Consider the following 15,992-nt stretch of genomic DNA (forward strand, 5'->3'; position numbering starts at 1 on the left):
CTTGCGCGAAGGCGAACTTAGGTTCGCGGATGCCGCCTCATGGCCGATGGGCTTTGCGCCGACTGACGAGCTAGCCACAATGCATCTCACCGTTTCGCTCAACATTGCCTCCACGGCCGGGCAGGCCGGCGCGCTCACCTTCAGCGACTTGGCCGGCTTCGCGCAGCGGGCGGAAGCGGCCGGGCTGGACATGATTGTTCTCGACGATGCGCCGCCGGGCAGGGCCGGGTCGGGCAACCCGTTCGAAGCGACGACCCTGCTTGCCGCACTGGCGACCGTGACGAGCAGAATCGGGCTGGTCGCCACCGCGTCGATGGTTGCCCACCAGCCCTACAATCTGGCGCGCCGGTTCGCCTCGCTCGATATCATCAGCCACGGTCGCGCCGGATGGAACGCAACCATGGCGCAGGCGCCGAGCGAGGCGGCCAATTTCAGCCGGCCGGATGGATTTTCCAGCGACGAGTTTCGCCGCCGCTCGGAGGAATATATCGGCATCGTCCAGGGCTTGTGGAATGGCTGGGAGGCGGACGCGCTGTTGTTCGACAAAGACAGCGGCCGCTTTCACGATCCCGGAAAAATGCACCAGCTCGACCACAAGGGCGAATTCTTCGCCGTGCGCGGACCGCTGAACGTGGCGCGTTCGCCGCAGGATACGCCGGTTCTGGTCCTGTCCGGCCTGGCGGCAGGCGACCTCGACATTGCCGCGCGCACAGCCGATGTCATCCTGCTGGACGAAAGGCAGGCAGCGCGGCGCAAGGCACGCCATGACGAATGCAGGCGCCGCGTTTCCGCGTCCGGGCGCGAACCGGATGCCGTGAGGATATTGGCTGACATATCCCTCGCCGCCAACGGCGTCGCCGGGCTGGCCGACAGGATGGAGGAAGAATTCCGGGCGAACAATTGCGACGGATTCAACATCCGGCTGTCCGCGCACATTTCAGCGCTCGACGATTTCACCAATCGCGTTCTGCCGGAGCTGCGGCGGCGCGGCGTGATTCGACAGAGCCATGGGGGCACAACGCTGCGCTCGCATCTGGGACTCAGCGGCGGAGGCGACCGATGACCGCACGCCAGATAAAGCTCGGCGCCTTTCTGTGGGCGACGGGCCACCATATCGCCGCCTGGCGGCATCCCCAGGCCCATGTGAAGGCCGGGATCGACATCGATCATTACGTCGCGCTGGCGCGCACGGCGGAAGCGGCGAAATTCGACCTGTTGTTCTGCGAGGATGCGGCCGGCCTGCGCGAAGCCGATGTCAGCATCGCCAGCCAGACCTCGCGTTCGATCGGCTTCGAGCCGATCAGCCTGCTTTCCGCACTCGCTGTCCAGACCAGCCGCATCGGCCTCGTCTCCACGGCTTCGACCAGCTACAACGAGCCTTACGGGCTGGCACGAACCTTCCTTTCGCTCGACCAGCTGAGCGGCGGGCGCGCCGGCTGGAACCTGGTCACGTCGGCCAGCCCGATCGAGGCCGCCAACTTCGGCGCAACGGGTCTCAGACCCCACGCCGATCGTTATGAACGGGCACGAGAATTCGCCGAAGTCGTCACCAGGCTTTGGCACGGCAAGCTCGGCGCCTCCGGCCATGACGGCCAGAGCTTTTCGGTGTGCGATCCACTCGATTTGCCGCGTTCGCCGCAGGGCGCCCCGGTCATGGTTCAGGCCGGCGCCTCGGATGTCGGCCGCGATCTCGCCGCTCGCACCGCCGATGTGGTGTTCACCGCCGCGCAGACTTTCGCGGAAGCGAAGGCTTTCTACGACGATCTCAAGGGCCGTCTGGCGGCCTATGGACGCGAACCGGACGACATCAAGATCATGCCCGGCGTCGCCCCGGTGGTGGCGGAAACCGAAGCGGAAGCGCGGGCGAAATACGAGGAGCTGCAGGAGCTGATCCCCGATGACGTCGGCGTAGCGCTGCTGTCCAGCTATCTCAGCATCTCCGATCTTCGGCGCTATCCGCTCGACGGGCCGCTGCCCGAATTGCCGGAGAGCGAAGGCATGAAAAGCCGGCAGGCCCTGGTCACCGAGCAATCGCGCCGCGACGGCCTTTCCATCCGCCAGCTTGCCCGCCATTTCGCCGGCGCACGCGGCCATTGGCGCATCGTCGGGACCGCGGTGCAGATCGCAGACGAACTCCAGGCCCGGTTCGAGGGCGGTGCGGCGGACGGCTTCAACGTCATGCCGTCATATTTCCCCGGCGAACTCGATGCCTTCGCCACCCTAGTTGTGCCGGAGCTGCAGCGGCGCGGCCTGTTTCGCAGGGAGTATGAGGGCCGCACACTGCGCGACCATCTGGGCTTGAAGCAACCGGTATAGCCGCGACGTGACCTTACCCGGCCAACGTCCTATCATGCGGCATCTGACGTCCGGCATTTGACGCGGCGCCGTGATTGACCAGCGCCGTCATGATCTCGGCGGCCGCTAGCGCAGCAATGACGGATGGGCGCTTGTCTTTCACGGCGTCACCGCCAATTGGGGAAACGAGGCGGCCAAACTGCGCTTCCGTACCCTCCGCCGATTTCAGCAACCAGTTCCTGAACGTCGCTTTCTTGGTCTTCGAGCCGATCATGCCGACATAGGCGGTGTCGCCACGCTTCAGGGCTTCGGCGACAATCAGGAAGTCCAGCGCATGATCATGGGTGAGGATGGCGAAGGCGCTGCCTGCAGGCGCGTTGCGCACCTCGGCTTCAGGCATCGGGGTCAGCCGCGTCTCGACGGCTTCCGGCATTCCGTCTAGCGCGTCGGCCCGTGTTTCGATGACAACGGCACGCACAGGGAGAAGCGCGACCGCGGAGGCCAGCGCCTGCCCGACGTGGCCGCCGCCGAAGATGTAGACATAAGGCAGTTCAGCCTGCTCGATTTCCGCGGCCGAAATCAGCTCCTGCGCCAACGTCGCATCGACGAGGCGGATCGACACCTCGACGCGCCCGCCGCAGCATTGGCCGATCTCCGGACCGAGCGCCACGTCGAGGATCACGCGGGCGTCGGGGCGGGTGTCTTCACCCTCCCCCTTGTGGATAGGGTTGGACGACGTCGTCGTCGAGGGATCTGTGAACGCCGCTCCCCCGCCCCGTTTCGCTGACGCCGCTTCGCGGCGTCCGCTCGCCGACCCTCCCCGCAAGGAGGAGGGTAAAGAGCCCAGCATCTGCCGTGCCTTGTCGATGGCCATATATTCCAGTTGGCCGCCGCCGATCGTGCCCGATGTCGCTGCTTGCGAGACGAGCATGAAGGCGCCCTTCTCGCGCGGCGTCGAGCCCTTCGTCGCCGCGACCTCGACGAGCGCGACCCGGCCGGTTTGGCCAAGAAAGGCTTTCAGGCTTTGCACAGTCGTGTTCATTTTTTACATTCCCTGTCGGGAAATATAGGCCTTTTCGGCCTGTTTTGCACGTTTTGCCGGAGTCAGGTCTTCGCCTCTTTCTTCAGCCGCTCGATCGCCATCAGCACGCGTTCCGGTGTCGCAGGCGCATCGAGACGTGGACAGATCCTGTGGTCGGCGACGCTTGCCACCGCGTCGGACAGGGCATGCAGCACCGACATGCCGAGCGGGAAGGGCGGCTCGCCGACCGCCTTGGAGCGATGGATCGTCGGCTCACCGGCCTCCGGCCAATCGGCCAGTGTCACGTTGAAGATCTTGGGCCGGTCCGACGCCAGCGGGATCTTATAGGTCGAGGGCGCATGCGTGCGCAGCCGGCCCTTGTCATCCCACCACAGTTCCTCGGTCGTCAGCCAGCCCATGCCCTGGATAAAGCCGCCCTCGACCTGGCCGAGGTCGATGGCGCGGTTCAGCGAGCGGCCCGTCTCGTGCAGGATGTCGGTGCGTTCGACCATGTATTCGCCGGTCAGCGTGTCGACCGAGACTTCCGAGCAGGAGGCGCCATAGGCGAAATAATAGAAAGGACGGCCCTCGCCCTTGTCGCGGTCCCAGTGGATCTTCGGCGTCTTGTAAAAGCCGGCCGCCGAAAGCTGGATGCGGGCCATATAGGCCTGCTTGACGAGGTCGGCGAAAGGTATCTCCTGGTTGCCGATGCGCACCCTGTTGGGCAGGAACAGCACCTGGTCGCGTGGCACCTGGTATTTCTCGGCGGCGAAATCGGTCAGCCGGTCCTTGATCTGGCGGGCGCCGTTCTGCGCCGCCATTCCATTGAGGTCGGTGCCGGACGACGCGGCGGTGGCCGAGGTGTTCGGCACCTTGCCGGTGGTCGTCGCGGTGATCTTCACCTGGTCGAGATCGATCTGGAACTCTTGCGCCACCACTTGCGCCACCTTGACGTTGAGGCCCTGCCCCATCTCGGTGCCGCCATGGTTCAGATGCACCGAACCGTCGGTGTAGACATGCACCAGCGCGCCGGCCTGGTTGTAATGCGTGGCGGTAAACGAGATGCCGAATTTGACCGGCGTCAGTGCGAGGCCTCGCTTGATGAAGCGGCTGTTGTTGTTGAAGGCCGAGATTTCGCGCCGGCGCCTTGCATAGCTGGCGCTTTCTTCCAGTTCCGCGACGATGCGGTGGATGATGTTGTCCTCGACCACCTGGTGGTAGGGCGTGACGTTGCGGTCGGCGGTTCCATAGAAATTCCGCTTGCGGATTTCAAGCGGGTCCTTGCCGACGGCAAACGCCACCTCGTCGATGATGCGCTCGGCGCCGACCATGCCTTGCGGGCCGCCGAAGCCGCGAAAGGCGGTGTTCGAGACCGTGTTGGTATAGAGCGGCGCCGACTGCGCATGCACCGCCGGCCAGAAATAGGTGTTGTCGCAGTGGAACAGCGCGCGGTCGGTGACCGGGCCTGAAAGGTCCGCAGAAAAGCCGCAGCGCGCCGCGAACATGAAGTCGACGCCGAGAATATTGCCCTCATCGTCGAAGCCGGCTTCGTAGTCGATGAGGAAATCGTGCCGCTTGCCGGTGGCGATCATGTCGTCATCGCGATCGGGCCGGATTTTCACTGCCCGATGATGCTTCTTGGCGGCGATCGCGGCCAGCGCTGCAAACTGGTTGCCCTGCGTTTCCTTGCCGCCGAAGCCGCCCCCCATGCGACGCATTTCCACGGTAATGGCGTTGCTCGGCACGCCGAGTGCATGACCAACCATGTGCTGGACTTCGCTCGGATGCTGCGTCGAGGAATAGATGGTGACGTCCTGATCCTCGCCGGGAACCGCCATCGCGATATGCCCTTCGAGGTAGAAATGCTCCTGGCCGCCGACGCGCATTTTTCCTTTCAGCCGGCGGGGGGCCTGACGGATCGCAGCAGCCGCGTCGCCGCGCTTCAGCGTCAGAGGCGGCGTGACGAGTTTGTCCTTGCTCGGATCAAGCGTGCCGATGTCGGTGACGAAAGGCAATTCCTCGTATTCGACCCTTGCCAGCCTGGTGGCGCGCCGCGCCTGCTCGCGCGTCTCGGCAATCACGCAAAAGATCGGCTGGCCGAAAAACTGTACCTCGCCGTCGGCGAGTACCGGCTCGTCATGGCGCCCGGTCGGCGAAATGTCGTTCTCGCCCGGCACATCCTTTGCCGTGAGCACGTCGATCACGCCGGGGGCGGCGCGCACCGCCGACAGGTCCATTTTGGCGATGGCGGCATGCGTGGCCGTGGCCAAGCCGAGGCAGCCATGCAGCGTGCCCGCCGGTTCGGGCATATCATCGATGTAAACGGCGCTGCCGCTGACATGCTTGTGCGCGGAATCATGGCGCTGGTCTGTGGCGACGCCGCCGACGATCTTTTCGGCGTTTAAATTGGCGCTGGCGTGCTTGTTCATCATGCCGCCTCGTTGCGCGACACCTGGAATGGTGCCCTGGTGCCGGTGGTTTCGACAAAGAAACGCAACAACAAGTTTTTCGCCGCCAAAGCCCGATATTCAGCGCTCGCCCGCATGTCGGTGAGCGGCGTGAAATCCGTTGCGTATTCGGCCATCGCCGCCTCGACTGTTTCTTCGGTCCAGGGTTTGCCGAGCAGAGCTTTCTCGACCGCCGCAGCCCGCTTCGGCGTCGCCGCCATGCCGCCATAGGCGATGCGGATATCGGCCACGGTGCCGTCCCTGGCCAAGGTCAGAAAAAACGCGCCGAGGGCGGCGGTGATATCCTCGTCGCGGCGCTTGGTGATCTTGTAGACGCCGAACTTCGTTTCGTTTGCCGGAACCGGCACATGCACGGCCTCGACGAACTCGCCGGCCTGCCGGTCCTGCTTGCCATAGGCGATGAAGAAATCCTCGAGCGGGATCGTGCGCCGCTTGCTTCCACGGCGCAGCGTCAGCCGCGCGCCGAGCGCGATGAATGGCGGCGGTGTGTCGCCGATCGGCGAGCCATTGGCGATGTTGCCGCCGATCGTGCCCATGTTGCGCACCTGTTCGCCGCCGATGCGATCGAACAATGGCCCGAGCGCCGGGATGCGTTTCGACAGCATCGCGAAGGCATCGGAATAGGTGACGCCGGCGCCGATCGAGATCACGTCCTTGTCCTCGGCAATGGCGCACAGCCCGTCGAGATTGCCGATGAAGATGACAGGCGAAATATCGCGCATGTGCTTGGTCACCCAGAGACCGACATCGGTCGAGCCGGCGACGATGGTGGCGCCCGGTTCCTTGTCGAGCACGGCGGCGAAATCGTCAACGTCAGCCGGCACGACGAGCCGCGCCTTGCCGGCGCCGATCTCGATCCGTGCGCCGTCATGCATCGCCTCGAGTCTGGCCATGATCGACTGACGCTCCAGCGCAAGCGGATCCTTCTGTGCTTTGCCGTAGCTGGAGATGGCGCGGGCCGCGCGCATGATCGCCTCATAGCCGGTGCAGCGGCAGAGATTGCCCTGCAAGGCCTTTTCGATGGCCGCGTCCGACGGTTCCGGTGATTTCATCCACAAGCCGTAAAGCGACATGACGAAACCTGGCGTGCAGAAGCCGCATTGCGAACCGTGGAAATCCACCATCGCCTGCTGCACCGGGTGCAACTGGCCCGGCGTTCCACGGAGATGCTCGACCGTCACGACATGGGTGCCGTCCAACGAACCCAGAAAGCGGATGCAGGCGTTGACACTTTCATAGACCAGTTCGCCGGCGGAAAGCCTGCCGACCAGCACGGTGCAAGCGCCGCAATCGCCCTCTGCGCAGCCTTCCTTGGTGCCGCGCAGCGATCGGTCGAGCCGCAGCCAGTCAAGCAAGGTCGCGTCAGGCGCCACGGATGACAGCACGACATCCCTGCCGTTGAGGATAAAACGAATATCGTTACGGATCTTGACCTCGGCCACGTCTCAGCTCCCCCTGTAAGTCGAATAGCCATAGGGCGAGACGAGCAGCGGCACATGATAGTGCACGGCATCCGCCATGCCGAAGCGGATCGGCACGGTGTCGAGGAAGGCCGGCTCGGGCAGTTTCGTTCCCTGGCGCCGCAGATAGTCACCAGCGGCGAAAACCAGCTCGTATTCGCCGGTCTGGAAATCCGCGTCGGCCAAAAGCGGTGCGTCGCAACGGCCATCGGCGTTGGTGGCGACCGTCTTCAGATGCGTCCTGGCCGGGCCATCGATCCGGTAGAGCGCGATCGACAATCCCGCCGCGGGCTTGCCGGTTGCCGTATCCAGGACATGGGTCGTCAGACGCCCGCCATCGATTTTCGACGTTTCTGCCATTGTCCGCCTCCCATTCCAATACGAACAAACCGGCCGGTACAGCCAAACATTGCTGATGAATTGTGCGCCAATTAAAGGCGATGCATAAGTCCCGGTCGAGCGGAGTGCGACAAAAACACTTTCAAAAATTTTCGGGGGAATGCGAGAAGCACCCTTTCGATATCCTGATCATACTTCGGGCGATGCCCCGTGGGAGGGACGATGCGTTACACCAGAGACATGCGCGGCTACGGAGCCAATCCGCCGGATCCCAAATGGCCCGGTGGCGCGCATGTGGCCGTGCAATTTGTCGTCAATTACGAAGAAGGCGGCGAGAACTGCGTCCTGCATGGCGACAAGGCTTCGGAAGCCTTCCTGTCGGAAATCGTCGGCGCGGCTCCCTGGGCGGGCCAACGCCATTGGAACATGGAATCGATCTACGAGTATGGGGCGCGGGCAGGCTTCTGGCGGCTGCTTCGCCTGTTCACCGAGGCCGAGGTGCCAGTGACCTGTTACGGCGTCGCCACGGCACTCGCCCGCTCGCCCGATCAGGTGACGGCGATGCAGGATGCCGGCTGGGAGATCGCCTCGCACGGACTGAAATGGATCGACTACCGCGACCACAGCGCCGAGGACGAGCGCCGCGACCTCAAGGAGGCGATCCGGCTGCACTACGAAGTGACAGGCGCGCGCCCGACGGGCTGGTACACCGGCCGGACGTCGGTCAACACCGTGCGGCTGGTGGCGGAGGAAGGCGGCTTCGACTACGTCTCCGACACTTATGACGACGAGCTGCCCTACTGGTTCGCGGATGACGGGACCGACAGGCCACAGCTCATCATCCCCTACACGCTCGATGCCAACGACATGCGCTTCGCCACGCCGCAGGGCTTCAACTCGGGCGACCAGTTCTTCGCCTATCTGAAGGACAGTTTCGACACGCTCTATGCCGAAGGCAAGGCTGGGCGGCCGCGCATGATGAATATCGGCCTGCACTGTCGCCTCGTCGGGCGGCCGGGGCGGGTGGCGGCGCTGAAGCGCTTCGTCGACTATGTGAAGTCGCACGACAAGGTCTGGCTGGCGCGGCGTATCGACATCGCCAGGCATTGGCGCGAGACCCATCCATACAAGCAGCCGGTGCTGCGCCCTTCGAGGATGGAATTCGAGGCCTTCGTGCATGCTTTCGGCGGCGTTTTCGAACATTCGCCGTGGATAGCCGAGCGCGCTTACGAGCTGGAACTTGGCCCGGCGCACGACAGCGCCGGCGGCCTGCACAATGCGCTCTGCCGCGTTTTCCGCGCCGCAAGCGAAACGGAGCGGCTGGGCGTGCTCAACGCCCATCCAGACCTTGCCGGCAAGCTGGCAAGGGCCAGGCGGCTGACGGCGGAATCAGCCAGGGAACAGGCTTCGGCCGGCCTCGATGAGCTGACCGACAAGGAGCGCGAGCTGTTTTCCAAGCTTAACGCCGCCTACGTCACCACCTTCGGTTTCCCGTTCATCGTCGCGGTGAAGGGCAAGACCAGGCAAGAAATCCTGGCGGAGTTCGAAAGGCGCATCGGCAACAGCCGCGGCGTCGAATTCGAGACCGCCTGCAAACAGGTCGAGCGCATCGCGCTCTTCCGCCTCAAGGACATGCTTCCGCAATAGGTTTGAACCCATGGATACGATCAGGATGCCCGAGCGAACCTATTATGCTCCACATGGCGGCCATTCCGGCCAGAGTGAGCTTCTGACCGGCCGCGCCGTCTTCACCGAGGCCTATGCCGTCATCCCCAAGGGCGTGATGCAGGACATCGTCACCAGCGCCCTGCCATTCTGGGACAAGACCCGCGTCTGGATATTGTCGAGGCCACTGTCGGGCTTTGCCGAGACGTTTTCGCAGTACATCGTCGAGATCGCGCCCGGCGGTGGCAGCGACCGGCCGGAACCCGATGCCGGCGCCGAGGGCGCCTTGTTCGTGGTCGAAGGCGAACTGACCGTCCTGCTTGCCGGCGAAAGACATGTCTTGCGGCCGGGCGGCTTCGCCTTCCTGCCGCCGTCGAGCGGCTGGACTGTTCGCAACGAAAGCAATGCGGCTGTCCGCTTTCACTGGATACGCAAGGCTTATGAGTCCGTCAGCGGCCTCGAGGTCCCGCAAGCCTTCTTCACCAACGAGCAGGACATCGGGCCGACGCCGATGCCCGGTACCGACGGCCGTTGGGCGACGACGCGCTTCGTCGATCCGGCCGACATGCGCCATGACATGCACATGACCATCGTCACCCTCGAACCGGGCGCGGTCATTCCCTTTGCCGAGACCCATGTCATGGAGCACGGGCTCTATGTCCTGGAAGGCAAGGCCGTCTACCGGCTCAACCAGGACTGGGTCGAGGTGGAGGCCGGCGACTATATGTGGCTGCGCGCCTTCTGTCCGCAGGCCTGCTATGCCGGCGGACCGGGAAAATTCCGCTATCTGCTCTACAAGGACGTCAACCGGCACGCCAAGCTCGGCAGTGCCGGGATCGCAGGGCGTGCGCCGTGACCCGCATCGTCGCGCGGCCGCTGACCCGCGAGGGCTTTGCCCCGTTCGGCGATGTCATCGACATGGGCGGCGACAACCACTACCCGATCAATGGCGGCAAGGCCGAGCGCTACCATGATCTGGCGACCGCCGAGGCGGTAGGGCCGAATGCGCGCGTGCTGATCTCGATGGTGCGCGGCACGCCTTACGAATTGCCGCTGGCGCTGACCATGGTCGAGCGTCACCCGCTCGGCAGCCAGGCCTTTATCCCGCTGTCGCCACGACCGTTCATGGTGGTCGTCTGTCATGACGGCAAGGACGGTCCGGCCGAGCCGCATGCCTTCATCACCAAGCCAGGGCAAGGCATCAATTATTCACGCAATCTATGGCACGGCGTACTGACGCCATTGGGTGAGCCCCAGGATTTCCTGATCGTCGACCGTGGCGGCGACGGCTCCAATCTCGAAGAATTCCATTTTTCGCACGCCTACGAGATTCATCTCCCCGACGAGATCCTTTGATGACCGACATTTCGCTGATCGACCGCCTGCTCGACGTCATCGAGCACGACATCGTGCCGAAGACGCAGGAAGGCGTCGCCCATGGCAACAAGCTGTTCGGCGCGGCGATCCTGAAGAAAGGCGACCGCTCGCTGGTGCTGGCCGAAACCAACAACGAGATCGAAAACCCGCTCTGGCATGGCGAAGTGCACTGCCTGAAACGCTTCTACGAAATGCCGAGCGCCGAACGTGTCGACACCACGGAGGCCATCTTCCTGGCCACGCACGAGCCCTGTTCGCTCTGTCTGTCGGCGATCACCTGGACCGGTTTCGACAATTTCTACTATCTGTTCAGCCACGAGGATTCGCGCGACAGTTTTGCCATCCCGCACGATCTGAAAATCCTAAAAGAGGTCTTCACCCTCGATCCCGGCGATTACAATGCCGAGAACGCCTATTGGAAGAGCTTTTCGATCCGCAGGCTGGTGCGGGCGCTGCCCGAGGCGGAACGCGGGCGGCTGGAGACGCGCATCGGCAAGATTGCAGCACTTTATGAAGCGCTCTCTGGCGACTACCAGGCGAACAAGGCCGAGAACGACATTCCGCTGAACTGAGGGCACCAAGCAGCGGCACAGGTCGCATATTCCGCTGCTCCAGTCGCGAATGGCGATTGAAACTTGCCGCGCCGCGAGGCGTTATGCGCGCCATGAAAACCGTCACCGAGTTTCCCCGCAAGGTCGTCGAATTCCCTGACATGGCCATCGTCATGCCGGATGGCTGCCGGCTGTCGGCGCGGGTATGGATGCCGGAAGATGCCGGCGACGATCCGGTGCCTGTCATCCTCGAGCACCTGCCTTACCGCAAGCGCGACGGCACCATCTTTCGCGACCAGCTGACGCATCCCTATTTCGCCGGCCACGGCTATGCCTCGATCCGTGTCGACATGCGCGGCAATGGCGATTCCGAAGGGCTGATGGACGACGAATATTCCGAGCAGGAGTTGCAGGACGCCTGCGACGTCATCGCCTGGGCGGCCGCCCAACCCTGGTGCAACGGCAATGTCGGCATGATGGGTATTTCCTGGGGCGGCTTCAACTGCCTGCAGGTGGCCGCCAAGCAGCCGCCGGCGCTCAAGGCGGTGATCAGCCTGTGCTCGACCGTCGATCGCTATGCCGACGACATCCACTACAAGGGCGGCTGCTTGCTGCTGGAGAATTTCGGCTGGGCCTCGACAATGCTGTCCTATTCGTCACGGCCGCCGGACCCGCTGCTGGCGGGCGACAACAGATGGCGCGACCTGTGGCTCAGCCGACTGGAGAACCAGTCGTTCCTTTTGCCGCTCTGGCTTGGCCACCAGCACCGCGACGCCTACTGGAAACGCGGCTCGATCTGCGAGGATTTCTCCGCCGTCAAGGCCGCGGTGCTGTCGATCGGCGGCTGGCATGACGGCTACCGCAACACCATCTCGCATCTCGTCGCCAACATCGAGGCGCCGGTCAAAGGCATCGTCGGCCCCTGGATCCACAAATACCCGCATTATGCCGGGCCCCAGCCGGCAATCGGCTTCCTGCAGGAAGCGCTACGCTGGTGGGACCGCTGGCTAAAGGGCGTCGAGACCGGCGTCGAGGCCGACCCGGCCTACCGCGCCTATGTGATGGACAGCGTGCGGCCGGCGCGCTGGCATCCGGAACGGCCGGGCCGCTGGGTGGCGGAGCGGCAGTGGCCTTCGCCCGACATCAAGACGCAAACGATCGAATTGATCCCGGCGGGCGGTAAATCCGTCACCATCGCTTCGCCGCAAAGCTGTGGGCTGGCCGGCGGTGAGTATTTCCCGTTCACCTTCGGCCCGGAATTGCCGGGCGACCAGCGTCCCGACGACGCGCTGTCGGTGTGTTTCGACCAGCCGGAACTCGCCGAGGCGATCGACGTCGTCGGCGCACCGGAAGTCGACGTCCGGTTATCCTGCGACCGCCCGCAGGCCAACATCGCGGTGCGGCTTTGCGACGTACATCCCGATGGCGCCTCCGAATTGATCTCCTATGGCGTGCTCAACCTGACGCATCGCCTCTCGCACGAATTCCCGCAAGCGCTTGTCCCCGGCGAGAGCGTTTCGGCACGCGTCGTGCTCGACCAGTGCGCCTATCGCGTGCCGGCCGGCCACCATTTGCGCATAGCCGTCTCGAACGCCTATTGGCCCATGATCTGGCCCTCGCCGGAGCCGGTCCGCCTGAGCCTGTCGGCGGCGACGCTGAAGCTGCCGCTGCGCCCGCTGGCGACGGGCGACGAGGTCACGTTCGCCGCGCCGGAGGCTGCTTCCCCCTGGGCAACCGAGACGATCCGCCCGGCCAATTCGGAACGCCGCGTCGACCGCGACGAGAAGACCGGCATCGTCACGCTTTCCATAGAAGACGATTTCGGCGAGGTGCGCGATCTTGCACATGGCCTGGCGAACGGCAGCATCGCCCGCGAGACCTGGACGATCCATCCGGACGATCCGTTGTCGGCTGGGGGACGGACGCATTGGACGCAAACCCTGTCGCGAAGCGGATGGTCGGTGCGCACCGAAACATCGGCCGAAATACGCTCGGACGCCAAAAACTTCATCGTAAGCGCCCGAATTGAAGCTTACGAAGGCGAAAAACTCGTCTTCGAACGCGATTTTGAACAGGCGGTTCCGCGCTCGCTTGTTTGAGCGGCAAGGCATTGGTCCAATTGCGACGTGCCATTTACGCCACGGCATGTCGCATTCGGTCTTGCTTACCGCTTTCCCTTGCGGTCATTATTCCCCTCACAAGAAACAAGAAAACGACCACTAAGGTCGAACCAACAGAGTGAGGAACTCAAAATGTCAAACGAACTGGAATTCCTTAGCCGACGCGTCGCCTCAGGCAAGCTCAGCCGTCGGGATTTTCTCGGCCGGGCGGCAGCGCTCGGCGTCACCGCGACCTTCGCCAACTCACTGCTTTCGAGCGCGGCGCGCGCAGCCGGCCCGGTCAAGGGCGGCACGCTCAAGGCAGGCCTGGTTGGCGGCGAGTCCACCAACAGCCTGGATCCAGCCCTGTTCATGACGCAGGTGCCGTTCGCCTTCGGCAAGATGTGGGGCGAACTGATCGTCGAGCTTTCCCCAGAGGGCAAGCTCGAGAACCGCATCGCCGAGGAGATCGGCTCGTCCGACGATGCCAAGGTCTGGACACTGAAGATCCGCGACGGCGTCGAATTCCACAATGGCAAGACGGTGACCGCCGAAGACGTCGCCGCCACGCTCGAGCGTCATTCGGACGAGAAGTCGAAGTCCGGCGCGCTCGGCTACATGAAAGGCATCGAAAGCATCAAGGCCAGCGGCAAGGAAGTGGTGCTGACGCTGAAGGAGGCCAATGCCGATCTGCCCTACCTGCTCAGCGACTACCACCTGATCGTCCAGCCCAATGGCGGCAAGGACAAGGCCGATGCCGGCATCTCGGCGGGCCCTTACAAGGTCACCACCAACGAGCCCGGCGTGCGCCATGGCGGCGAGCGCTTCGCCAATTACTGGCAGGGCGACAAGATGGGCCATGCCGACCAGATCGAGATCATCGTCATCAACGACGCTACGGCCCGTACGGCCGCCCTGCAGGGCGGCCAGGTCAACATGGTCAACCGCGTCGAGCCGAAGATCGTCGACCTGATCAAACGCGTGCCGGGCGTCACCATCCGCAACCATGCGGGACCGGGCCACTACGTCTTCATCATGCACTGCAATACGGCGCCGTTCGACAACAACGACCTCAGGATGGCGCTGAAGCTGGCGATCGACCGCGAAGAAATGCTGAAGAAGGTGCTGCGCGGTTACGGTTCGCTCGGCAATGATTTCCCGATCAATGCCGCCTACCCGCTGTTCACCGAGATCGAGCAGCGCACATACGATCCGGACAAGGCCAAGTTCCACTACAAGAAGTCGGGGCATGACGGCGCGGTGCTGCTCAGGACCTCCGACGTCGCCTTTCCCGGCGCCGTCGACGCGTCCCAGCTTTTCCAGCAGAGCGCGGCCAAGGCCGGCATCCAGATCGAGCTCAAGCGCGAGCCGGGCGACGGCTACTGGAACGAGGTCTGGAACAAGCAGCCCTTCTGCGCCTCCTATTGGGGCGGACGCTCGACCCAGGACCAGATGTACTCGACCGCCTACCTGTCGACCGCCGACTGGAACGACACGCGTTTCAAGCGCCCGGATTTCGACAAGATGGTGCTGGCGGCGCGCGCCGAGCTGGACGAGGCCAAGCGCAAGGCGATGTATCACGACATGGCCGTCATGGTGCGCGACGAAGGCGGCCTGATCCTGCCGATGTTCAACCAGTTCATCGACGCCACCGGCGCCAAGGTGGGCGGCTGGGTGGACGATCCGCACCAGGAGTTGATGAATGGCTATGCCCTGGCAAAGTGCTGGCTCGAAGCCTGAGTCGGCCTTGCCCAGATGTCCTCACCCATCGTGAAACTGGTGGCCCAGCGCGTCGCGCTGGGCATCCTCCTTTTGTTGGCCGTCTCGGTCCTGATCTTCGCCGGCACACAGATCCTGCCCGGCGACGTCGCGCAAGCCATCCTAGGGCAGTCGGCGACACCGGAATCGCTCGCCAATCTGCGTGAGCAGCTTGGTCTCAACGACCCGGCCTATATCAGGTATTTCCGCTGGCTCGGCGGCGTTTTGACCGGCGATCTCGGGACCGCCATGTCGAGCGGACAGGATATCGCAACATCGATCAAGGGCCGGCTGTGGAACACGCTTTTCCTCGCCTTCTGGGCGGCGATCGTGGCCATTCCACTGGCCATAACGCTTGGCCTGATCGCGGTGCGCTACCGCAATGGCTGGGTCGACAAGCTGATCTCGGGACTGGCGCTCGCCTCGACCTCCTTCCCGGAATTCTTCATCGGCTACTTGCTGGTCTTCTACTTCGCGGTTCAGCATCAGTGGTTCCCCGCCATCTCGACCGTATATGACGGCATGCCTTTCGGTGAACGCATGCAGGCGATCGCGCTGCCGGCGGCGGCGCTGACGCTGGTGGTGCTTGCCCATATGATGCGCATGACGCGCGCGGCGATCCTAAACGTCATGCAATCGGCCTATGTGGAGACCGCCGAGCTCAAGGGGCTCTCGGCTTTCGCGGTCATCCGCAAACATGCCTTCCCGAACGCCATCGCGCCGATCATCAACGTCGTCATGCTCAACCTCGCCTATCTGATCGTCGGCGTGGTCGTGGTCGAAGTGATCTTCGTCTATCCCGGCATGGGGCAGTATCTGGTCGATCACGTCACCAAGCGCGACGTGCCGGTGGTGCAGGCGGTTGGACTGATCTTCGCCGCCGTCTATATCGGCCTCAACATCATCGCTGACATAGCGGCAATCGTCGCCAATCCGCGCCTGAGGCATCCCAAATGAAG

At 63.7% G+C, this 15,992-nt stretch carries 13 protein-coding genes; 9 read left to right on the plus strand and 4 right to left on the minus strand.

Features of this window, described 5'->3' with window-relative positions; all coding sequences use genetic code 11:
* Positions 1 to 79: 79 nt before the first annotated feature.
* Positions 80 to 1,063 (plus strand): LLM class flavin-dependent oxidoreductase, encoded by a 984-nt coding sequence (locus FJ490_RS21185; protein ID WP_140729539.1) that lies wholly within the window; start codon positions 80 to 82, stop codon positions 1,061 to 1,063.
* A complete protein-coding gene (locus FJ490_RS21190; protein ID WP_140729540.1) occupies positions 1,060 to 2,316 on the plus strand; it encodes an LLM class flavin-dependent oxidoreductase in 1,257 nt (418 codons plus the stop codon). The genes FJ490_RS21185 and FJ490_RS21190 overlap by 4 nt, the downstream gene beginning before the upstream one ends.
* 13 nt (positions 2,317 to 2,329) lie before the next feature.
* Here the strand turns inward: FJ490_RS21190 and xdhC are convergent, their stop codons facing one another.
* The 4 genes from xdhC to uraH form a co-directional block, all read right to left on the minus strand.
* The gene (xdhC, locus tag FJ490_RS21195; RefSeq protein WP_140729541.1) at positions 2,330 to 3,337 is read right to left on the minus strand and encodes a xanthine dehydrogenase accessory protein XdhC; all 1,008 of its coding nucleotides are present in this window, start codon (positions 3,335 to 3,337) and stop codon (positions 2,330 to 2,332) included.
* A gap of 62 nt (positions 3,338 to 3,399) precedes the next feature.
* Positions 3,400 to 5,745 carry a xanthine dehydrogenase molybdopterin binding subunit gene (gene xdhB / locus FJ490_RS21200; RefSeq protein ID WP_140729554.1) on the minus strand — a complete coding sequence of 782 codons (2,346 nt, stop codon included), beginning with the start codon at positions 5,743 to 5,745 and terminating at the stop codon, positions 3,400 to 3,402.
* The gene (xdhA, locus tag FJ490_RS21205) at positions 5,745 to 7,226 is read right to left on the minus strand and encodes a xanthine dehydrogenase small subunit (protein WP_140729542.1); all 1,482 of its coding nucleotides are present in this window, start codon (positions 7,224 to 7,226) and stop codon (positions 5,745 to 5,747) included. Before xdhA ends, xdhB begins: the two co-directional genes overlap by 1 nt.
* Before the next feature lie 3 nt (positions 7,227 to 7,229).
* The gene (gene uraH / locus FJ490_RS21210; protein ID WP_140501174.1) at positions 7,230 to 7,604 is read right to left on the minus strand and encodes a hydroxyisourate hydrolase; all 375 of its coding nucleotides are present in this window, start codon (positions 7,602 to 7,604) and stop codon (positions 7,230 to 7,232) included.
* A gap of 201 nt (positions 7,605 to 7,805) precedes the next feature.
* Here uraH and puuE point away from each other — a divergent pair, with 201 nt between their 5' ends.
* The 7 genes from puuE to FJ490_RS21245 all read left to right on the plus strand — a co-directional run bounded on the left by puuE (position 7,806) and on the right by FJ490_RS21245 (position 15,990).
* The gene (puuE, locus tag FJ490_RS21215; RefSeq protein WP_140580621.1) at positions 7,806 to 9,230 is read left to right on the plus strand and encodes an allantoinase PuuE; all 1,425 of its coding nucleotides are present in this window, start codon (positions 7,806 to 7,808) and stop codon (positions 9,228 to 9,230) included.
* A 10-nt stretch (positions 9,231 to 9,240) separates the two neighbouring features.
* Positions 9,241 to 10,104, plus strand: coding sequence for a bifunctional allantoicase/(S)-ureidoglycine aminohydrolase (locus FJ490_RS21220; protein ID WP_140501178.1), 864 nt, complete (start codon positions 9,241 to 9,243; stop codon positions 10,102 to 10,104).
* Positions 10,101 to 10,604, plus strand: coding sequence for an ureidoglycolate lyase (locus FJ490_RS21225; protein WP_140567851.1), 504 nt, complete (start codon positions 10,101 to 10,103; stop codon positions 10,602 to 10,604). The genes FJ490_RS21220 and FJ490_RS21225 overlap by 4 nt, the downstream gene beginning before the upstream one ends.
* Complete coding sequence (locus FJ490_RS21230) at positions 10,604 to 11,197, plus strand: nucleoside deaminase (protein ID WP_140567853.1); 594 nt, start codon at positions 10,604 to 10,606, stop codon at positions 11,195 to 11,197. The genes FJ490_RS21225 and FJ490_RS21230 overlap by 1 nt, the downstream gene beginning before the upstream one ends.
* Before the next feature lie 92 nt (positions 11,198 to 11,289).
* Positions 11,290 to 13,275, plus strand: coding sequence for a CocE/NonD family hydrolase (locus tag FJ490_RS21235; protein WP_140729543.1), 1,986 nt, complete (start codon positions 11,290 to 11,292; stop codon positions 13,273 to 13,275).
* Between the two features lie 153 nt (positions 13,276 to 13,428).
* Positions 13,429 to 15,015: an ABC transporter substrate-binding protein gene (locus FJ490_RS21240; RefSeq protein WP_140512805.1), complete on the plus strand. Its 1,587-nt coding sequence runs from the start codon at positions 13,429 to 13,431 to the stop codon at positions 15,013 to 15,015.
* Between the two features lie 15 nt (positions 15,016 to 15,030).
* Complete coding sequence (locus tag FJ490_RS21245; RefSeq protein ID WP_140512803.1) at positions 15,031 to 15,990, plus strand: ABC transporter permease; 960 nt, start codon at positions 15,031 to 15,033, stop codon at positions 15,988 to 15,990.
* The last annotated feature ends 2 nt before the right edge of the window (positions 15,991 to 15,992 follow it).

It is taken from the genome of Mesorhizobium sp. B2-5-11, assembly GCF_006440835.1.
In the GTDB taxonomy this organism is placed as follows: domain Bacteria; phylum Pseudomonadota; class Alphaproteobacteria; order Rhizobiales; family Rhizobiaceae; genus Mesorhizobium.